Annotated in this window: 18 protein-coding genes; 13 read left to right on the top strand and 5 right to left on the bottom strand. The window is 53.2% G+C overall.

The genetic code is table 11. The features are described from left to right. Nucleotides 1-175: 175 nt before the first annotated feature. Nucleotides 176-1,612 carry a transposase gene (locus tag SH661x_RS11725; protein WP_437231093.1) on the bottom strand — a complete coding sequence of 479 codons (1,437 nt, stop codon included), beginning with the start codon at nt 1,610-1,612 and terminating at the stop codon, nt 176-178. Nucleotides 1,613-1,699: 87 nt separating this feature from the next. Between SH661x_RS11725 and SH661x_RS11720 the strand changes: the two genes are divergently transcribed. From SH661x_RS11720 to SH661x_RS11700, 5 genes are all read left to right on the top strand, one after another. Next, the gene (locus tag SH661x_RS11720) at nt 1,700-2,122 is read left to right on the top strand and encodes a hypothetical protein (RefSeq protein WP_437231092.1); all 423 of its coding nucleotides are present in this window, start codon (nt 1,700-1,702) and stop codon (nt 2,120-2,122) included. Then, on the top strand, nt 2,119-2,976 hold the full coding sequence (locus SH661x_RS11715) for an IS630 family transposase (protein WP_437231091.1): 858 nt from the start codon (nt 2,119-2,121) through the stop codon (nt 2,974-2,976). The genes SH661x_RS11720 and SH661x_RS11715 overlap by 4 nt, the downstream gene beginning before the upstream one ends. Before the next feature lie 37 nt (nt 2,977-3,013). Next, the gene (locus SH661x_RS11710; protein ID WP_437231090.1) at nt 3,014-3,259 is read left to right on the top strand and encodes an H-X9-DG-CTERM domain-containing protein; all 246 of its coding nucleotides are present in this window, start codon (nt 3,014-3,016) and stop codon (nt 3,257-3,259) included. Nucleotides 3,260-3,550: 291 nt separating this feature from the next. Next, nucleotides 3,551-3,805: a hypothetical protein gene (locus SH661x_RS11705; protein WP_437231089.1), complete on the top strand. Its 255-nt coding sequence runs from the start codon at nt 3,551-3,553 to the stop codon at nt 3,803-3,805. A gap of 88 nt (nt 3,806-3,893) precedes the next feature. Beyond that, entirely contained in the window at nt 3,894-4,400 is a 507-nt protein-coding gene (locus SH661x_RS11700) for an integrase core domain-containing protein (protein WP_437231088.1), read from the top strand. Between the two features lie 198 nt (nt 4,401-4,598). On the opposite strand, the gene SH661x_RS11695 is transcribed toward SH661x_RS11700, so the two are convergent. Continuing rightward, entirely contained in the window at nt 4,599-4,790 is a 192-nt protein-coding gene (locus SH661x_RS11695) for a hypothetical protein (RefSeq protein WP_437231087.1), read from the bottom strand. Nucleotides 4,791-4,858: 68 nt separating this feature from the next. After that, nucleotides 4,859-6,640, bottom strand: coding sequence for a c-type cytochrome domain-containing protein (locus tag SH661x_RS11690; protein WP_437231086.1), 1,782 nt, complete (start codon nt 6,638-6,640; stop codon nt 4,859-4,861). Nucleotides 6,641-6,859: 219 nt separating this feature from the next. Here SH661x_RS11690 and SH661x_RS11685 point away from each other — a divergent pair, with 219 nt between their 5' ends. The 3 genes from SH661x_RS11685 to SH661x_RS11675 all read left to right on the top strand — a co-directional run bounded on the left by SH661x_RS11685 (nt 6,860) and on the right by SH661x_RS11675 (nt 9,189). Then, nucleotides 6,860-7,378: a caspase family protein gene (locus tag SH661x_RS11685; protein WP_437231085.1), complete on the top strand. Its 519-nt coding sequence runs from the start codon at nt 6,860-6,862 to the stop codon at nt 7,376-7,378. Nucleotides 7,379-7,613: 235 nt separating this feature from the next. Then, a complete protein-coding gene (locus tag SH661x_RS11680; RefSeq protein WP_437231084.1) occupies nt 7,614-8,000 on the top strand; it encodes a hypothetical protein in 387 nt (128 codons plus the stop codon). Between the two features lie 712 nt (nt 8,001-8,712). Next, on the top strand, nt 8,713-9,189 hold the full coding sequence (locus SH661x_RS11675) for a hypothetical protein (RefSeq protein WP_437231083.1): 477 nt from the start codon (nt 8,713-8,715) through the stop codon (nt 9,187-9,189). Here SH661x_RS11675 and SH661x_RS11670 read toward each other — a convergent pair. Beyond that, complete coding sequence (locus SH661x_RS11670) at nt 9,186-9,314, bottom strand: hypothetical protein (protein ID WP_437231082.1); 129 nt, start codon at nt 9,312-9,314, stop codon at nt 9,186-9,188. The genes SH661x_RS11675 and SH661x_RS11670 overlap by 4 nt on opposite strands. Between SH661x_RS11670 and SH661x_RS11665 the strand changes: the two genes are divergently transcribed. The 5 genes from SH661x_RS11665 to SH661x_RS11645 all read left to right on the top strand — a co-directional run bounded on the left by SH661x_RS11665 (nt 9,313) and on the right by SH661x_RS11645 (nt 14,814). After that, nucleotides 9,313-10,998 (top strand): PDZ domain-containing protein, encoded by a 1,686-nt coding sequence (locus tag SH661x_RS11665; protein ID WP_437231081.1) that lies wholly within the window; start codon nt 9,313-9,315, stop codon nt 10,996-10,998. The two genes, SH661x_RS11670 and SH661x_RS11665, sit on opposite strands and share 2 nt — an antisense overlap. Before the next feature lie 6 nt (nt 10,999-11,004). Then, a complete protein-coding gene (locus SH661x_RS11660; RefSeq protein WP_437231080.1) occupies nt 11,005-12,096 on the top strand; it encodes a hypothetical protein in 1,092 nt (363 codons plus the stop codon). Nucleotides 12,097-12,119: 23 nt separating this feature from the next. Further along, nucleotides 12,120-13,631: a serpin family protein gene (locus SH661x_RS11655; protein ID WP_437231079.1), complete on the top strand. Its 1,512-nt coding sequence runs from the start codon at nt 12,120-12,122 to the stop codon at nt 13,629-13,631. Between the two features lie 333 nt (nt 13,632-13,964). Then, nucleotides 13,965-14,219: a hypothetical protein gene (locus SH661x_RS11650; protein ID WP_437231078.1), complete on the top strand. Its 255-nt coding sequence runs from the start codon at nt 13,965-13,967 to the stop codon at nt 14,217-14,219. Nucleotides 14,220-14,307: 88 nt separating this feature from the next. Beyond that, nucleotides 14,308-14,814, top strand: coding sequence for an integrase core domain-containing protein (locus SH661x_RS11645; protein WP_437231077.1), 507 nt, complete (start codon nt 14,308-14,310; stop codon nt 14,812-14,814). 297 nt (nt 14,815-15,111) lie between these two features. On the opposite strand, the gene SH661x_RS11640 is transcribed toward SH661x_RS11645, so the two are convergent. Continuing rightward, complete coding sequence (locus SH661x_RS11640; RefSeq protein WP_437231076.1) at nt 15,112-15,837, bottom strand: transposase; 726 nt, start codon at nt 15,835-15,837, stop codon at nt 15,112-15,114. Nucleotides 15,838-15,898: the final 61 nt, after the last annotated feature.

Below are 15,898 nucleotides of genomic sequence, written 5' to 3'. Positions count from 1 at the left end.
GTACCACCGATATATGATCCCCATCGGACATACTTCCCGCCGCAATTTAGCCATGTCCAAAATTGTTTTAATTTCGGAAGAACTTGATGCGTTAGCTCTAAGCCTTTTGCGCTTCCTCCCGGAACATTTCCGAGAAGTCCATCCACCAAACAATTTACAAAGCCATTACACAAAGTTAGCAGCCCGTTGAAGTTGGCATGATTTTGAGTTTCCGGGGTGTACGTGGTCGCTGTGGGGTCAATTGCCAGTTGATGTCTCGGAACGCCATCGGATGAGCTGTCCTTGCCTGGAGCGATCGCAGGCGGTTTCTCAGGGCGGCCCAGAGCAGCGTGCAGGTTCCCCAGAGTGCCAGCAGTGCCCTCTGTCCGCTTTGCAATCCTCTGGGTTTGCCGATGCCGAATGCTTTGAGCATGAGGAGGCCCAGGTTCCTCGCTGCCGTCACGAGCAGGTAACGCTTGTTGATCTTCTCCAATCCTCGCAGCCACGTTCGCCTTGCTCCGCCGGTTTCACACACATGGGCGAAGCTGCGTTCGACCTTCTCGCTGCGTTGACGCTGCAGGTCCTTTCCCTTGGATCGACTCATCCGCTGGCGGTTGTTGAGCACTGCCTGTTGGACCTCCTCCGGCTTGTCGATCCACTTGCGATGGTGTTGTGAGTTCGGCTCCGGGATGTACGTTCGCAGTCCCAGCTGCGTGGCCTGCGTGATCGTCTCGTTCTTGTGATACCCCTTGTCGGCAGCAACCTCTTCAATCTCTTCCGGACTCCCAGCGAGAATCACGTTCTGCTGGGCATTCACCACGCTTTCGATGAGCGTGCCGGCATCACTGTTCGTCCCATGACACACCGTGGCGGAGAGGATGAACTCATTCTCCAGGTCGATCACATGTTCCGCTTTATAGCCCAGATGAGTGCGGCCATCTTTCATTTTCACGATGCGGGAATCGGGGTCTGACGGCGATTCCCAGTCGGCATTAGAGACCTTCTTCTTCCCCTGCTGATGACGGGTTTTATCGAACTTCCGCAGGTCATCGTCGCTGGGATCATCGTCTTCTTCGATCAGCCCTTCCTCCTGCATCAGGCGTTTGAGGAACTCCTTCCAGTCTTCGCCCGAGTCCTTTCTCACGATTGTTTTCATGGCGGCGTTGGCCTCCAGCAACGTGGAGTCCACACCGGTTGATTTCAGCTTCAGGAGACCGTGCTCATCGATGATGCTGAGCACCTGCTGGAACACCTGCTGGTGAATCTCCAGCGGGAGTCGATCACGAATGCGTGTCAGGCTGCTGTGGTCCGGGGTCTCTTTCCCCAGCGGAATGCCCAGGAACCTTCGCAGTGACAACGAATCTTCACATCTCCAGGCGATGCCTCTTTGGGAGTCGATCCCTTCAAAGTACCCGACCAACAGCATGCGGAAATAGACGCCCGGAGGGATCGACATGCGACCTGTGCTGGCATAATACGGGGAGCAGAGGTCCTCGAGAACCTTGTCGAATCCCGCCTTGGCCAGCACCTGATTAAGCTTGTCATAAAAGACATGCCCCGGTCCTCTGGAGAGACTCGCTGTCGGAGTCCAGAACTCCTGCTGCTGCGACTCCTCCCGCTTCCCCAACGCCATCGGTCACCCTCCCTGAATGCCTGAAATCCGAACCACCGGCAATCTACCAGACCTGTCAAGCGAAGAAAGGAAATTCAACGGGCTGCTATGACTACTTACCCAGCCTGTAGAGCTGCCATTGGCCAGGTCCACAAAAATGAATGCAACATTGAACGCTGCTCTGCCTGCAAGCAGCAGCGAATTGCCTGCGATTGCACCGACCATGATCCGATCAAGTCGGCTTGGGCGGGCTACGATCAAGTTACAGACTTGCTGCATAAAGACGAAGTGAATCTCACTGGCCGTGGGAGAAGTTACTTCCTCACGCCATCTGAAGGCACGTATAGGTTGTGGTATGCTCATCGTTGGCTAGACGAGCCAGATGACCCAGCTTTGCGTGACCTCGGTGAATTCCATAGTCGAGAAGAAGCAGTGGCAGCAGCATTGAGCCACAATCTCTTGGACGGGCCGGAAGAACAGTATTGGCTGCTGTTTGATGAGGACTCGCTGAGAAGATTAGGACCACGTTGAAATTGTTCGCAGAAGGGAGAGTCGCTGCCGTTTTGGAGCAGCAGGCTTCCCGGCGTCCGGTTCCGGCCTGGATGATGACGGTCCTGCGATGGGTGAGCGAGCACACTCCCCGGGATTTTGGATATTTCCGCTCCCGCTGGTCGTGTGAAACACTCGCTCACCTGCTGGCCTTTGAAACCGGACTGCGACTGAGCGGGGAAATGATTCGCCGGGGACTGCATCGTCTGGGCTTTGCCTGGCGTCGACCTCGACCGGTCGTTGGTCCGGTTGATCCGGACCACATTGAGAAATTCCGGGGAATTCAGCAGCTTTTGGAGAATCTTTCTCCCCACGAGGTGGCGGTCTTTCAGGATGAAGTCGATTTGAACCTCAACCCGAAGATCGGCAGCATGTGGATGAAGAAAGGCCAACAGGCGGAGGTGGTCACTCCGGGAAACAACCGCAAGTGCCATGTGGCTGGCTCGCTGGTCTGGAGCACAGGGACGCTGCTGGTGAGCCCTCCCCGCTGGCAGCGAAACACGGTTCAGTTCCTGGCTCACCTGGACGATCTGCGTTTCCGATTGCGGGGTTACCGAAAGATCCATGTGATCTGCGACAACGCCAAATTCCATGACTCCCAAGCGGTGAAAGCGTACCTGCAGAAATGGAGACATCGGATTGAAATTCACTTTCTGCCCAAGTACGCCCCGCAGACAAATCCCATCGAACGGGTCTGGTGGCACCTGCACGAGACGATCACCCGAAACCACCGCTGCCAGACCTTGGAAGAACTGATTGACCAAGCGTATGAATGGTTCGAAGTGAACAACAACCATTACCTCGACATGCGACACTCCTTCGCCAAAGCAGCATGAACGCACTCCGGTAAGGTGGAGGTCTTATTTAGGGACTTTGTACTCCCTGAGCGGCGCACTGGGCAGCGGCTATAATCGCATCAATGAATCTGTCCCGCCTTATGACGGTTACAACGGATTCAGCAGTCCCCACTCTGGGGGCGCTCAGTTTCTGCTGGGAGACGGAAGTGTTCGATTTGTTTCACAAAACATTGCTCACGTGTTGAGCTCGGGCATCGAAACAAACAGCCCGTTCGAACTATTAATCGCCCTACGAGACGGACAGCCAATCGGCGATTTCTAATTAGTTCCGTATCGAAATCGGAGTGGAGCCTTTGATATCGATGAAAGAGCAGTTTCAAGTGGGAGCGGAATTTTCCAGTGTGGGAGTGTCCCATCCCTCTTCTCACAGGAGAACCTCGCCATGCTCTTTCTTGGTATCGATCAACATGCCCGTCAGCTGACTGTTTCATTTCGCGACCAGAGGGGTGATGTCCTGCTGGCTCGTCAGGTTTCCACGTAGCCTGAGAAGGTCCTGGAGTTCTTCGACCAGCTGACGAGAAGATGTGCTCAGAGCGAAGAACCGTTCATCGCTGTGGTCGAAGTCTGCGGATTCAATGACTGGCTGATTCGCATGCTGCGGGACTATCGTTGTCACAACGTGATCCTCATTCAGCCGGAGGAACGCAAACGCTGCAAGACCGATCGACGGGATGCCGCAGCTCTCAGTGAGCTGCTCTGGGTGAACCGGGATCGCTTCTTGGAGGGCAAACCCGTGCGAGGGCTGCGGCAGGTGACCATCTGCAGCAGGGGTAAAGTCACTTGTCGCCGAGTGACTGAAGGGAATTGAACGTAAGTCTGCCTGGCATCACCGACCTCCGCTCTGTGCAACCGACCTCTTCAGCGTGAGGACCCTCACCAGACGAGGCCTCCGAGAGATGTACGTCTTCGTCTGGCTGTGCGTTTCGACTCGCGAAGTGATCGTTTCTGAATTCACAGAACATCCGACGTCAGCCTGGGTCTGCGAGCAGACCCGGAAGTTCGTTGATGACACCGCCGGACGGGCGCACAAACCAGACATCGTGATGCATGACCGTGACACCAAGTTCAGCCGCGAATTCACGGACACCCTCAAGGCTAATGTTCTCAGGACAAACAGATTGCCGAAGACTTCGCTCAATTTGAACGGACGCTGCGAGAAGTTTGTTGGCACAATCAAATCGGAGTGCCTGTCAAAATTTATCATCTTTGGTAAGCGGCATCTGGACCACCTCATCACGGAGTTCAGCGACTATTACAACCGGCACCGAAGCCACATGTGCCGAGGGCATTTGCCCCCCGTCCGGGAAGAACCGGAGGATGTCGAAAAGCTCAGACTGGATGAGATCGAGGTGAAGTCATTTGCCGGCGGGTTAGTGAAGGGGTTTGAGCGCAAGGCGGGTTGACGTCGGCGGAGTTCTTGTCGCCTTTAACCACCGCGAATTGGGAGGCGATTAAGGGCCTCGAGTTTCGGACCGCTCGCAGAAAATCTGCGTGATCGACCAGATCTGAATGGACGCAGAGGCTCAACTGAATCCGACTCGCTCAGTCTTCCGCGCCGACTTTCTGTTGAAACCCCTTTGTCGCCAACACTATTGCATCGCTTACATCAATTGGACAGCGCGCGAGAACTCTCCAACGGCCACGGAGGCGCCTCCGAATTTGTCGATAATTTTGGCAAAATCCGATGCCGGCCAGCCGAGTTCCGACTGAAGGGCATCATCGGCGTGACACATCCGCGTCGGCCAGGAGGAGACCAGATAAACGAGGCACATTGCCAGAACGAAGTGACGCATAAAATCCTCACGAAAGTGTTTGATTTGAGATGATCAGTAATCGTTTCCATGAACGCGACGACACAGGCTCATTGGGACTGCGTGAAGATCATTCCCAATCGCAGTTGCATGGCGACAAACTGCATGAGCGAGGCTCCATCGCGAGTTTCCCATTTTTCACGTTTCAACGTTCCTGGGGGATCTTGAGCCAAGGGCCCCAACCCGTATCGCAAGAGTTCTCTGTTGGTTCGAATGACCGCAGTCAAATCTTCGACTCTCTCCAGTCCCAGTTCGAGGGCGACCTCGCGGGGAGTGAGATCTCGGGAATACAGTTCCGCAACCTTGCCGATCGGCTCCGGGAAATCCGCCACGGATTTCCCGGCATCGTCTCCCACCAGCAGGAAAGGCCCCATGACCTGCTCAAGTGAGCGGACAAACAGCTGTTCATCCTGGCGGACCAGCTTCTGCATCTCCTCGTGAGGTGGATAAATCTCCTGGACCTTCCGATAGGGATTCCCGCCCACGGCATCCCCATCCCGGATTTCATCGCGAAACTCGCTGATCATCCCTTTTCGATGACAGTACATACAGGAGATCCCATTCACGATGGCGGGTGTCCCCAAAATCGCGGCCCGATCGAACACGACTTCCACCGGACCGGCGTCAATGCGTTTCCCGGTCCCATTCACCAGCATATAACCCTGCATGCCATTCGGCAGGCTCCAGATGATTTCCCCGCCGTCGTGCTGAAAGGCCTGATCGGGAAAGGGATGTCCTGAAAATTGTGGTCCCAGGGGAAACCGAACCAGATCCGCTTTGGGTTGCCGGGGCAGGAAGTCATAGCTGATCCAGAAGTAAGGAGTTCCCGGGGAGGTATGGCGTTCCAGAAGGCGATTCTGATGAGAAACTCCGCTCTTGGCATAGCCTGATCGTTTGACACGATCATTCAGAAAATTTTGTTTCAGATTCAGCCGAAGTTGTGTTTCCAGTCCTTCCAGCGTGTCGGGAATATCGAGCATCGTGTGATACAGCGGAGGCTGTGTTGCCGACACGATGAACCAGTCAGCACGAAGGTAAGGAAGATCTGCACCGCACAGTTCCATGACATTGATGGCAAGCTGCCTCAATTCTTCATCCTTCACGAAGCCATATTTCAACCCGTATGGATAATACTTAATGATTTCATTCCACAGTTCCCCCTGATCCCACCCCAGCTGATGCAGATTAATCGCGTAGATGGCATCCCCGGTGTTTGGCAATGCCTTGGGCAGAACGATTTCCCTCTCCAGAGACAGGCTGTTGATCGCCTTGGAGAGGGCTGCCCGGTAGAGCCGTAAATCGAGTTCTGTCACGGAGGGGTTATTTGACAGGTTTGCCAGCGAATAAAAACGTGTTTCCCGCCGCTCTTCGGATCTGAGCCGGGAGAGATAATCGGACATTGCCTGATAAATCTGTTTTTCCGAAAGAAACTCCCGCACGGCGCGCTCGGGAAAAGGCGCGCCGGCAGCAATCCATTGCCGCAGCGTTTTCTTCTCTTCCGTTGTCATTGTCTCGGCTTCAGGGGAGCCGGAAAGTGGCATGTATGAATCTTCTCCGCCTTCGATGGAATCGGCCAGCAACGAGCGTTCAACACTTCCCGGACTGATAAATGTCACCTCCGACCCAGGATCACCTCGTTTCTGAACGAGAATATCGCGGTTGAGCACATCCAGTCCTGCCTGCCGAGCCGACCCGCCATGACAACGCGAACAACGCTCTTTCAGGATCTGATAGGCTTGTTCCGCCAGCTTCTGATCGGGAATCGCATCCGCTGCCGCTGCGACCGCGGAAGGAAGACAGAGGATGATCGCCAGTAGCTTGAAAGTTTGCATGAAAGCCCTTTGTCACAGAAGTCTTTAACTTGATCTGCTCGAATGGAGAACACAGCTTGCGCCTCGTTCTTCCCGGGATTTCCGGAAATTTCCTGCCGAAGGCTTCGAATTCACCCGCCTGAAAGACAATTCGGGAAGAAATGAGGGAATGCTGCGTTACGAATCTGCTGATGTCGATGATGGAAAACTCTTGGAATTTCCGTAGGGAACGGTAGCATCATGATCATGGAGGTAATTCTCGATTGCAAGACAGACAGGGCCACGAGGTTTTCTTCGCATAAGACCATTCTCTGGGGGATCATATGCCATCTTGCTCTTGTGATTCCGACCCGGGCTCAGGAGCCGGCCGCTCCGACCTGGCGAAAGCTCGCCGTCGTGGTGGGGATTAATGCTTATCGCGCCAACTCCAATCTTCCGAAACTCAACCACTCCGTCGCTGACGCGACCAAGTTGAACACCGTGCTCCGGCAGGCGGGATTTACCGTCTTCGAAATGACGCACGAGATGGCCGGACAGCCAGGAAAGGCGTTCCTGGCACCGAATCTGGATTACATTCGCGATCAGATCAGTGGCGTCCTGGAGTATCCCAACCTGGGTGAGGACGATGCCGTCTTGATCTCGCTGCACGGACATGGGGTCAGTTCGATGAGGTTGATGATGCTGACAGCCGAACGGCCCGATTCTACTTCTGTCCGGCGGGTGCCATGGTCACAGGCTCGCAGACGGCCAACGAACTGAAAAAGGCCAATCATCTCCTCCCGCTGGAAGAGTTGTACACCTCACTCGGAAAATGTTCGGCGGCAACCAAGTTGCTGATCGTGGATGCCTGCCGAAACTTCCTCCCCCGCCTGGCGGGATGGCTGCGTTTTTCAGGTGCAAAGCGACTCAACGAGCGGTGGAAGACCCCAATTTAGGCCAAGGGGTTTTCACTCATTTTCTGATGGAGGGGTTGTCTGGCAAGGAGGATCAACAGGTGTTGGGAAAACCGGCGGACGGTATTGTGACGCTGGCCGAATTGACGAGCTTTGTCTCCAACAGCGCTTATGCCTATGTGTTTGAGAAGTATCAAGGAGTGAAGCAGTCCCCGGACATTAAGGGAGAGATTGAAACCACTCTGCCGCTGGCGCGGCCCCCGTTCGGCAGGAACTCCATCGAGCTTCCGCGGTATGGCATGCCGCCCGCCCGAAGATTCTATCAAGAAGTCCGAGCGTTTGAGGCCTCGGACACAAAGGTGACGATTGGACAGTATCGCAAGTTCACAACTGTCACAGGTTACCAGACGGTCCTTGAGCGGCGGAAAGCCGGCACAATTCAAAGCAATCATTCCGGACCATATAGATTTCTATCGGGAGCATTTTGAAGTCACCACTGTGAACGTCGAATATCTGCTCAAGAGTCTGAACGAACAGCGTGACTTTGAAAGAGAATTTTTAGACGTCCCTGTCTGCAATCAAATTGGAGTCCAGAGTCCAGAGAGTTACCAAGTGCAATCGCTGACTTTCTATGACATTCAGCAATTCTTCCGATGTCTGAATTCCTCAAGCACGGATGATTATCGATACCGGCTGCCGAACCACGGCGAATATTCCAGAATCGACCAGGGGGCACCACTGGGGGTGACGGACGAGATCGTCCAAAGTTGGAAGAGTAAACAAAGCCTCAATTGCTGTCGGCGACCAAGTCAACTCCCGTTCGGCTTGGAAACAAGGATTCGCAGGGGTATTATGACTTGCATTACGGTGCTGAAATGTTTATTCAGGTCCCATGTGGGTTCTCTCTCGTCTGTACGAGGGAGATGAAGGCGGCAAAAGTTTCGCCGGGGATCAGTGCGTGCAAACTTCGAGATTTCGAATTGTCCGGGCGAACGGCAATTTTTTTGAGTGAGGAATTTCGCTGCGCAACTCGAAACTGGTGCAGCACCTTTAGAGAGCGGGAAGGTCAGTTTCAATACTACATATTGAAAACTCCTTCCAAAAATTCGGGAAGAATTAATACCGATCTGCGTTAAAGAGATCAGATGAGTCTGGCAATGGCGAGACTTCCAGTCGTATCACAGAGTTTGGAGATCTGAAATGAACCCGTTACGAATCGCGTTGATGGTTGTCACCTGCTGCGTGGCATTGGGCAGCCTGCAGGAAACTGCTTCGGCTGCCGGACCTCGCCAGTACTATGGCAGCTGGCAGAAACACCCCCAGCACTCCTACAGCTATCGACCGCTCTATTATAAACCGACCCCTGGTTACTCTGGATACAAACACCACTATGTCGTCTACTACCCGTCCAGGCCGAAGTATGTCTATTTCTACAATCCATATAAGAAAGCATACTGGGGACGTTGTGAATTGAACCGGAACGGCCAGAACCTGTATTCGATGCTGCCGGAGCAGTACCGGAAGTCCGATCTGAATGAAATCCCCGAGTCCGCATTTCCACCGGCAGCACCCGCACCCGCACTGCAGGATACAGAGGATGGCCTGACGCTGGATCTGCCCCCGGATGATCTCCCTCCGGGAGTCGAGTCCACGGTAACTCTTCCCGCCGCGAGCTAGATCTCCCGATTATTGTTGAAGGTCTCGAGATCGATGTCGTCCTGGAGACCTTCAACCTTTTCCTTCCCGATATTTGCGAGGGCCATAATGTTTTCTCGATTGTATCCGACAGCAATCTGCTGCATGGCAGCTTTCTTCTTTGCAATTCCGTCTTTCCTGTACGCAGGTAAGGTGCATTTGATTGCTGTGGCTGATGAGGCAGATCCCACGCTCGGTCGTTTTGCGACAGCCGATGTGGGACACATTCAAGTCGCTTTTGCGACGCAGCTGGCCGATGCAGATGTCAATTTCGTCGTAATCCCCAAAGGGATCACTCCCCATTCACTGCTCGCCACGATCCGCAAGGTCCCCGTGGGGTCTGACGATGCGATCTTCTTCTATTTCAGTGGTCATGGTGCTTTTGATGCCGCGAAAGGGCATTACATTGTCTTGACGAATCCTACGACGAAGCAAGCAATGTCATTGATTAGAAGTGAAATAATCGACGAACTTCGAAACAAGAATGCACGACTGATGGTGGCCATGACGGACGCCTGTTTCGTTCGCCGCGATTTAAGAATTGATCCACCCTCGTTTGCTGCTCCCGCTCCTGGAGTGACTTCTCCGCTCTTCCGACATTTGTTCTTTCGCTCCCGCGGAGTGGTGGATATCAATTCCTGCAGTCAGGGAGAATGTGCCTACACTTTTCAAAACTCCACCAAGGGATCCATCTTCACGGATGCATTCACACTAACGCTCAATCAGCAGTCCAGGAACGGATCGATTGGTTGGGATGATGTCCTTCGCCAAACCGCATCTCAGACAAAGGCAAGTTTTCGGCAAGTCTTTTCAGATGAGTATCCCGTCCCGGGCGGGAGCGACGAGCCTCAAACTTCACAGACGCCAGCCCGCTTGCAATTCGATGTCGAAGAAATTCAGGGCCCCGACCTGCCAGAGTCATCGGACCGCTTCGGAGTTCGTGTTGAAATGCGAAATGGAGGTGCACAGGTTGTCGCGGTTACACCGGGCTCTCCCGCGACTCGGTTTCGCTTTTCCAATGGAAGTCCATCCCGTCTGGAAATCGGAGATATCATCCTGACAATCAATGGTCAGGCAATGAATGTTTTCGACGATTTCAATAATGCCGTCGCCAGCTCTGCGTCGCAGATGAACTTCACAATCAGGAATACGCGGGACGGTCGGATCTATCAGTGCACAACGACCCTTTCGAGTTCTGGCACATCTTCAGGTGGAACACGTTTCGGAGCATATGTTGAGTCGGCTTCAGGAGGTGGAGTGAAGGTGACTGGTGTTGCACCCAATACGCCAGCTGCACATTTTCATTTCACCAGCGGACAACCGACTTATCTGGAGCCGGGCGACGTGATTGTCGGCATCAATGGAGTCAGTATTCGGGATGAAGCGCATTATCGTGATGAAATTTTGAAATCTCCCGTCGAAATGCGATTTACGATCCGCAATTCACGTGACAACCGGATCTACCAATGTATTGCAAAGCTCCTTTCTGAGCCTGGTGAAACTCCTGCTGTCGGAACGCGATTTGGTGCTTATGTTTCCGCTTCAGCAGGAGGCGGAGTTGTCGTCACCGGAGTGATGGCAAATACACCAGCAGGGAAGATTCGAATGCCCAATGGGCAGGTTTCGTACCTGGAAAAAGGTGATGTGATCGTTTCTGTAAATGGTGAAGCCGTCCAGAACGAAACACATTACCGCGAGTTGATCGCCAGCTCTGCTCAGTCGATGAGCTTCACCATTCGGAATTCTCGCGACAACAGGCTTTATCAGTGTACAGCGGTCCTGTTGTACTGACATGCCATGAGAGAAAGCAGAAAGATCGAATCAATGAAAACATCGAGAGATCGATTCCGCACTTGGTCGCTGATCGGATTAGTGACCATCTTTTTCTGGCAGGGAAATGTTCGCGGGGAAACCTTGGATGGAGGAGTCCGCACTCTGGCAGCATCGATTGCCAAGACCTTGGAAGCACTCGGGCATACCAGCGCAAGAATTCAAGTTGAAGGCCCCCCCACTCGTGCCAGCAGCGGACCATCCATGGTTCGCGAATTACTGGGGGCAGAATTGAAAAAGCTTGGCGTGGACACGAAAGTCACCCGGGCACCGATTGCTGTCAGCACCCGCTTAATTCCCAAAGACTCAAAGACTGCAGTGACAGTTCGTCTCAAAACTCAGTTAATCGATTCCAATGGAGAAGTGCTTCAGGAATTTCAAAGCCAGGATGTCATCCTGAATGATGCTGGAGATGTGGGCCAGGTTCTTGGAATTCCATTCGATCGCTCTGCGGATGCCGGTCCCGGGTTCGTCTCCAGGGGTCTGAATACGCCGTCGCAAAACGCAGAAGGAACAAGTCATTCCGTCATTCGAGCCACCAGAGGTAGCCCATTTGCAATCGAAATCCTTATCGACAAAACTCCATGTGTTGTATCGCTCGACAGTGGTGAAGCGTTCGTACCCCTGAAGGAGACCGACGCCTTTTCCGTGAGATTAGTCAACGACAGCAATTTTGAAGTCGCAGTGGCATTATCGCTTGACGGCGTCGATAGTTTCTGGTTCAGCGGAAAAAAGAGTTACTGGCTGGTTTCCCCCCGGGGATCGATTGTCGTTCCGGGCTGGCAGAAAGATGGACACACCGCAAGTCAATTCAAGATTACCCCGTTCGAAGACTCGGTTGCTGCCAAAGCTGGAATCGTTGGAGATCTTGGTGTGATTTCGGCTACTTTTTTTCGTGCCTATGGGCCTCATGAAGAGATTCCATCGAATGAACTGCAGGCAGAATCAAAATCAATCGGAGTCGGTGAGGGTTCCTTAGTCGAGAACAAAATTCAAATTGTCGACCGAAAATTGGGGAAGCCGATCGCAAACGTTCCTGTGCGCTATTTCAAACCATAAGCAGTCAACAAGGATTTCCAGGTATGGGGCAGCCTGTTTTAAGCCAACTCGGCTGGCGGAGATCGATTTCGTTGCTTTCCGTCTTCTTGTGTTGCACATTTTGTCCCGCGGCGGAACCCGAACAGGATTTCCCCAGATTGATCGAAGCAGAGCAGCGATTTACTAGCTCTGCACTTTCATGTTTAAACCAAACAGAAGGCTTGACTCACAACACCGTAATATCGACTTATCAACTCTTCGAGTCACTGTCAATTCTACATAGCGGCTCCCGCGGACAAACGGAGAAGGAGCTGCGACAAGTCCTGCATCTTCCCGAAGGATCCGTTCGCCTGGCGGAGACCGTTGATCAATTCCGGACGTGCGGTTACCCCGTCACATTGTCGTTCCCGTTCCAGATTCAAGAAAACGCAACATACGGCGTGAAGCTGGGCTCGCTCAAATTCGCGGCCGACGACACTCAGGCTGTTCGTCGCACGGGAGATCTGATTTTTACAGTCAACGATCAACCAGTCAGGACGGTCGAAGATTTTCAGGATGAAATCCGTCGATCAACGGGAAGAATCCGGATTTCAGGATACCAGTTTCACGACGGAACCCAGTTTCTGAACGAGACGTTTCCGCTGACGCCACGACGAACCAAACCGGTCGCCGGTTCTTCACCAGCTCCACTCCGTTTCGGAACGATTCTTTGTGCGAAATCCAAGGTAGAGGAAATCGTACCGGAATTTGCAGCAACGATGCAGAAAATGGGAATCAAGATTCAACCGATCGACAACATGAGTGTCGATGCTGTCGAAGCTCATGTTCGTCAATCGTTGCAAGAACAAGTACAATCAGATTCCATCCCCGTCTTGCTCCCGGAAGTTTCACAATCAAGAACGATCCTTCTCCTTGTGACGGCAGCGATTCTGGAAGCTCGCTGGGAGCGACGATTTACCGACACAACTGATGCAATTGCATTTCAGACACCACAAGGAATTATCAAAACGCCAGGGATACAGCGGACTGATCGTTTTGCTACATTTCGAACAGATGATTATGAGATTATCGATCTCCCTTATCGTGGAAGTTCGCTTTCCATGCGTCTGGTTCGTCCATCGAAATTGGAAAATCTTTCACAGATCCTTTCCACACCTCAAGGATTACATGAGATTCTGACCTGGAATAAAGATGTGCCCGAATCACTGGAAATGGTGAAGCTGGTCCTCCCGCGATTTCAGGTTCGGTTCGAAGGCTCATTGAAGCCACTTTTGTCGAAGCTGGGCATTCAAGCTGCATTTAGTCAGGAAGCAGATTTCTCAGGAGTTCTTTCTTCGGATGAACTGAGACTGGGCGAATATAAAGACCAAGTTCAATTGCAGTTTGATAACGAAGGGACGAAGGTAAAGTCGGTCGTAACAGCGGTCGGGATCGCAAAAGGGATCGCTCCGGAAGTCCGCCAGATCACGTTTGATCTGCCATTCCTTTATTTGATCCGCGATCGAAACGGGACGGTTTTCTTTGCCGGATACATCGTCAATCCGGACGAACACTAAACTGCATCAAGAATAGATAACTGTAAAATGCTTTCCAGTGAGAGCAATTTTCCCTGGCTTGTGCCCGCACACCTTTGATATCGATGAAAGAGCATTTGCGATTGGGAGCGGAATTTCCCGGTGTGGGATATTCCCAACTCTTTTCTCACAGGAGAACCTCGCCATGCTCTTTCTCGAATCGATCAACATGGCCGTCAGCTGACTGCTTCATTTCGCGACCAGAGGGGTGACGTCCTGCTGGCTCGTCAGGTTTCCACGTAGCCTGAGAAGGTCCTGGAGTTCTTCGACCAGCTGACGAGAAGATGTGCTCAGAGCGAAGAACCGTTCATCGCTGTGGTCGAAGTCTGCGGATTCAATGACTGGCTGATTCGCATGCTGCGGGACTATCGTTGTCACAACGTGATCCTCATTCAGCCGGAGGAACGCAAACGCTGCAAGACCGATCGACGGGATGCCGCAGCTCTCAGTGAGCTGCTCTGGGTCAACCGGGATCGGTTTCTCGAAGGCAAACCCGTGCGAGGGCTGCGGCAGGTGACCATCTGCAGCAGGGGTAAAGTCACTTGTCGCCGAGTGACTGAAGGGAGTTGAACGTAAGTCTGCCTGGCATCACCGACCTCCACTCTGTGCAACCGACCTCTTCAGCGTGAAGACCGTCACCAGACGAGGCCTCAGGGATATGTATGTGCTGGTTTGGCTGTGCGTTTCCACTCGGGAAGTGATTGTCTCGGAATCCACGGAACATCCGACGTCAGCCTGGGTCTGCGAGCAGACCCGAAAGTTCATTGAGGACACCGCCGGACGGGCGCACAAACCAGACATTGTGATGCATGACCGTGACACCAAGTTCAGCCGCGAATTCACGGACACCCTCAAGGCTAATGTTCTCAGGACAAACAGATTGCCGAAGACTTCGCTCAATTTGAACGGACGCTGCGAGAAGTTCATCGGCACAATCAAATCGGAGTGCCTGTCGAAATTCATCATCTTTGGTAAGCGGCATCTGGACCACCTCATCACGGAGTTCAGCGACTATTACAACCGGCACCGCAGCCACATGTGCCGCGGTCATTTGCCACCGGTGCGAGAAGAGCCAGAGGATGTCGAAAAACTCAGGCTGGATGACATTGAGGTGAGGTCATTTGTCGGTGGGTTAGTAAAGGGTTTTGAGCGTAAGGCGGGTTGACGTTAACAGGTTCTCCTCGCATTCAACTGGTGCGAATTGCAACTCGCACCAGAGGCTGAACTTTCGTTCGACTCACAGAAAATCTGAGTGATCGACCAGCTTTCATTCGACGCAGTGGGTCAACGGAATTTCGACTCGCTCGGTTCCCCGCACCGAACTCTCGTCGAAACCTCTTGGCCGTCCACGCTCTTTGGTCGATGACTTCAATTGGACAGCGCGTCATCCCACCATTCGTCCATCTGGGCTGCCTCTGGATGACATTCGTCCAGGTTTCGACACGAAACTTGCCAATCGCCTTCAGTGCTTTTCAATCACTTGAGTCAATCTCTCGAAGTTGCGAGTCTGGCGGCAATTCAACGAATGAGTCAGTCTGACGAAATCTTTAAGTGGCGCGGGCGGCTGTCTCGCACAAATGTCACTCCCACAAACGTACCGCACCTCGCACTGCCATACATCAAAAAGCCTCCCGCCAATAAGGAACGCTGCATGGAGGAGTTGGTAATCGACGTAGCTGTGACGACAATGTTCTTGCCCAGGTTGGTTGACTCTTCTTCCACGCAGTTGAGCTGTCCTTGCCTGGAGCGATCGCAGGCGGTTTCTCAGGGCGGCCCAGAGCAGCGTGCAGGTTCCCCAGAGTGCCAGAATGGCCCGGATTCCGCCTTGCAGACCTCTGGGTTTGCCGATGCCGAACGCCTTGAGCATCAGCAAACCCACGTTCCTTGCTGCAGCCACGATCAGGTAACGCTTGTTGATCTTCTCCAATCCTCGCAGCCACGTTCGCCTTGCTCCGCCGGTTTCACACACATGGGCGAAGCTGCGTTCCACCTTCTCGCTGCGTTGACGCTGCAGGTCCTTTCCCTTGGATCGACTCATGCGCTGGCGGTTGTTGAGCACTGCCTGTTGGACCTCCTCCGGCTTGTCGATCCACTTGCGATGGTGTTGTGAGTTCGGCTCCGGGATGTACGTTCGCAGTCCCAGCTGCGTGGCCTGCGTGATCGTCTCGTTCTTGTGATATGTAGACATCAGTCCAAAAACGTAGCGCCTGTCGGTGAGGGGAATTTCAGGGAAGAGTGTAGCGCCCAGA

This window comes from Planctomicrobium stercoris (genome assembly GCF_051465655.1).
Classification (GTDB): Bacteria; Planctomycetota; Planctomycetia; order Planctomycetales; family Planctomycetaceae; genus Planctomicrobium.
This window is presented reverse-complemented; position numbering and strand designations above follow the sequence as displayed.